General features: G+C 65.2%; 3 protein-coding genes. All 3 read right to left on the bottom strand.

The annotated features are described in order from the left end of the window. Positions 1 to 113: 113 nt before the first annotated feature. The gene (locus H6B31_RS16310) at positions 114 to 677 is read right to left on the bottom strand and encodes a prolyl-tRNA synthetase associated domain-containing protein (RefSeq protein WP_204899469.1); all 564 of its coding nucleotides are present in this window, start codon (positions 675 to 677) and stop codon (positions 114 to 116) included. Positions 678 to 1577: 900 nt separating this feature from the next. Continuing rightward, on the bottom strand, positions 1578 to 2402 hold the full coding sequence (locus H6B31_RS16305; protein WP_204899468.1) for an enoyl-CoA hydratase/isomerase family protein: 825 nt from the start codon (positions 2400 to 2402) through the stop codon (positions 1578 to 1580). A 108-nt stretch (positions 2403 to 2510) separates the two neighbouring features. Beyond that, positions 2511 to 3926: RDD family protein (locus H6B31_RS16300; RefSeq protein ID WP_204899467.1), on the bottom strand; the 1416-nt coding region annotated here is incomplete at its 5' end.

Raw genomic sequence — 3926 nt, 5'->3', positions numbered from 1 at the left:
ATGGCAATTTCCATTCTTCTGCCCTCCTTAGACGCAAGAAAACCCGCCGCAGAATTTTTCAATTCTGCGACGGGCCCTGTTTTTTGGTTTCGCTTGCATATTTTGGGGCGCGTTCACGCCTCCCCGGTCTCCCGGGGGTCGGGAAGGTCCACATAGATGGGGCTGTGGCCCACCGCCTGGGCATACCGCAGCAGGTCCTCCCGCTTCATCCGCAGGGTGGAAGTGGAGATACCCGGGTGGCCGCTGATGGTGTCGTCGGCCAGCAGGGGCCGGTCGATGACCAGCTGCACCTTCCCCTGGGCGTCAAAGAGCAGCTCCAGAGCGGAGACGGAGCCGGGGATGGTGTGCAGATACTCCTCCATGTGCCCGGCGTCGGCGAAGGACAGCCGGGAGCACCCCAGCTGGGCGGACAGGTACTTGGTCTTGAAGGGCTTGTCCCCCGGCATCATCAGCAGATAGAACTCCGTCTGCCGGCGGTTGCACAGAAACAGGTTTTTGCAGATTTTGCCCCCCAGGACGGATTCGATCCGGAGGCAGTCCTCCATGGTGTCCGCGTGGTCGTGGTCCACCCGGGTGAAGGGGATGGACAGCTCCTCCAGCTTGTCGTAGATGGCCTCCTCCTGGGGGATGCGCTGGTCGGAGGGACGGCCGGTGTATACGGTGGGATCAATGTGCATGGGGGGTCCTTCTTTCTTCTTGTTTTTGGTTGTGCTGTGGGGGGGATTTTGCAGGCATCTCTCTATGAAGCCTCCCCCCTGGGGGCCGACTCCCCTTTTCAAGGGGCCGATTCCCCCTGTCAGGGGGAAATGGCCGAAGGCCAGAGGGAATAGGGAAAGGTGGCCCGAAGGGCCGGATGAGGGGGCGCTCCCCCCAAAAAGCCTTCCCCTCGGGGGGAAGGTGCCCCCGAAGGGGGCGGATGAGGGGGCGATCTCCCCCAAAAGCCTTCCCCTCGGGGGGAAGGTGCCCCCGAAGGGGGCGGATGAGGGGGCGATCTCCCCCAAAAGCCTTCCCCCTGGGGGGAAGGTGGCACGGCGAAGCCGTGACGGATGAGGGGGCAGGTTTTAGATTGGGTTCGTAGTACGCAGGGTAGTTTCGCCGCCTGCGGGCGGCGACCTACTTTGCCCATGGCGGCAAAGTAGGCAAAACGCCACCGGGGGACGGCTCAGGATGAGCGCTCCGCGCTCATATTCGCCTTACCCCCGGACCCCCATTTACGGGGGTTACCCCTTTAGCTAGGCATAAAATTTCCGGCGCGCAAAATTAGGAGTGCTTGGGTGCCGTTCCGTCCGGCCCCACTGGGGGCCTGAGTGAGAAAAATTGGAACTGGTGCGATTTTATTTCTGCGCCTGGCGCTGCCGAGCCAACGCTCCCGGTGCGTATCCTGGGCGGGCCGGTCTGGGACCGGCCCCTACGAGAAAAACGCAGCCGTTTTGTATCGGCCGTAGGGACGAACCTTGCGGTCGCCCAATAGCCTTCCCCTAGGGGAACGGTCCCAGCTATGAACGCGGATTCGTTTGAGCTGTAGGGGCGCACAGTGTGCGCCCGCGGGCCGCCGGGGCCGCCGGCCCCTAAAATCCTTACGACTCCTTCTTCTTCCGCTTGTGCTTCTTTTCCAGCTTTTCCACCAGGGCGGCGGTGCGGGTGCGGTAGTCGTCCAGCTCGGTGACGATGCCCATGAAGGAGGACACCATGTCCAGGGAGGCCCGCAGGGTGCTCTGCTCGCTCTCGTGGATGGCCCGCTTGGTCAGGCGCATGGCCTGCTGGGGGGCCTCCAGCAGCTTCTGCATGTACTCCTCCACAAACTGGTCCAGCTCCTCGTCGGGGACCACCCGGGTGACCAGGCCCATCCGCTCGGCCTCCGCCCCCCTCACGGTGCGGGCGGTCCAGAACATGTCCAGGGCCCTGTCCCGGCCCACCAGCCGGGGCAGGAAGTAGGCCCCTCCGTCTCCGGGGACGATGCCGGCGTTGAAGTAGCTCTCGGACATGGAGGCGCTCTCGGCGGCGATGCGCACGTCGCACATGAGGGCCATATCCAGCCCCGCGCCCACGGCGGGGCCGTGGATCTTGGCCACCACCGGCCGGTCGATCTCCTCCAGGATCAGGGGGATGCGCTGGATGCCCTTCCACAGGGAGTTTTTCCGGGCCAGGGCGGTGGAGGTGATGTCGTCGTGGCTCTCAAAGAAGCCGTCGCCCGCCGCCATGGCCTTCACGTCGCCGCCGGCGCAGAAGGCCTTGCCGTTGCCGGAGAGGAGCACCGCGTAGATGTCGTCCCGGTCCCGGATGTCCTCCAGGGCGGCGGTCCACAGGTGGATCATCTCCTCGCTGAAGCAGTTCAGATGCTCCGGGCGGTTCATGGTGAGGCGGGCCAGGTGGCCGTCCACCTCGTACAGAAAATCGGACATAGCAGGTAACCTCGCTTTCCCCGCCCCGGGCTCCTTCTCACAGTACCTGGGGCGGAACATTCCTTCCAAAACTTCCGCCCCTATTGTACTGGGAGGCTGGGGAAATTGTCAACTGGAACAGGAGATGGTGAACTGGAGGACCAGTTCGCTGCCCCCCGTCTCATCCGGCACCAGAACGCCGTCCCACGCCACATTGGTACCTGGGTGGAGCTTTGCCTGATACCCATCGCTGACCAAAATTTCCATGGTCAATTCCATTCCCGGCAGGCCCTCGGGGAGGGTGTAGGTTCCGGGGCGGGTGAAGTCCGCGTCCCGCAGGTCCAGCATCATGGACTCTGTATCGCCGCGGCGGGCCTCCCACGCGATGTCCCATGGGGCGCTCCACTCCTCCGCGCCGGGAGAGAGGGCCAGCATCAGATTGGGCAGGTAGCCTTCGATGGACTGGCGCAGATCCAGCTCCGCGCGGTATGGATTTTCCGACGGCGTCCATGTGACGGTCAGCCCGGTGACCGCTCCCTTGGGATCGGTCTCAAAGGTCAGGGGGCCCCACTCCCCCGCCTCCCCGTCCGGGAACTCCACCCAGTTGTCCTGGTCCAGAGCCGCCGCCGGCGGCTGTTCCCAGGTCCCGTCCGGGCGCAGGGAGGAGAGAGGGTGGCTGCCCAGAAAGTGGGAGCTGCCGTGGGTGCGCTGTTCCAGAAAGTTGTAGTTCTCCACCACCTGTTCCTGGGTGAGGGGGCCGGCGGGATTGGGCAGGCGGTAACTCTCGCTGTCAATGGCCATGCTCGGAAGCGGGAACAGCAGGGAAATGGCCACGTAGGCCGCCACCCGCTTCTTCCCGGCGGGCCGGACGGTGTACCGCAGTCCCTGGTCCCAGGGCATCACCTGATCCTTTACGCACTTATCATAGCAGGTGCCCAGACACAGGAGATTCAGGAAGGGGACGTTCAGGGCGAAGCCCCGGAGAAGAATCCAGGCGGTCCGGATGACGGCCCGCTCCAAGTCCAGCTTGCTCCCGTCCTCCCGGCGTACCTTCAGCCGCAGCAGCCACTTGCCGGGGGTGTACCCCCAGGTGCACAGCAGAATGGGCTCCAGAACCAGGAGGAACAGCCAGGCCCCCCAGGCGGAGACGAGGGTGTCCGCAAAGCCCATCAGCCCAAACTCCGGCCAGTACCAGTGCAGGACCAGGTACTGCAGGGCGGACCAGAGAATGCCCGCCAGGCTCAGATCCAGCGCCCGGGCGAAGAACCGCCGCCAGGGGTAGGGGGCGGCGGCGATGGAGTCCTGCTCCGTCGGGTCCACCCGCCGGGACAGGGGGAGACTTTTTTCCTCCAGGGCGGCCAGCCAGGGCTCCGGGTCCAGGTCGTCGTAGGAGGTCTCCGTTCGGCTCAGCTCCTCACACACCTGGGCGTAGCGCTCCAGGTCGGCCCGGTCCCCTTCCAGGGCCAGGGCCTGCCCGGCGAGGGCCCGGCTCAGGGACAGCTCCCCCGCCTGGAGGCGGCGGATGGCGTCCAGGTCCAGGCTCAG

Origin of the sequence: Pseudoflavonifractor capillosus (assembly GCF_016899775.1) — a bacterium.
Classification (GTDB): Bacteria; Bacillota; Clostridia; order Oscillospirales; family Oscillospiraceae; genus Lawsonibacter.
This window is presented reverse-complemented; position numbering and strand designations above follow the sequence as displayed.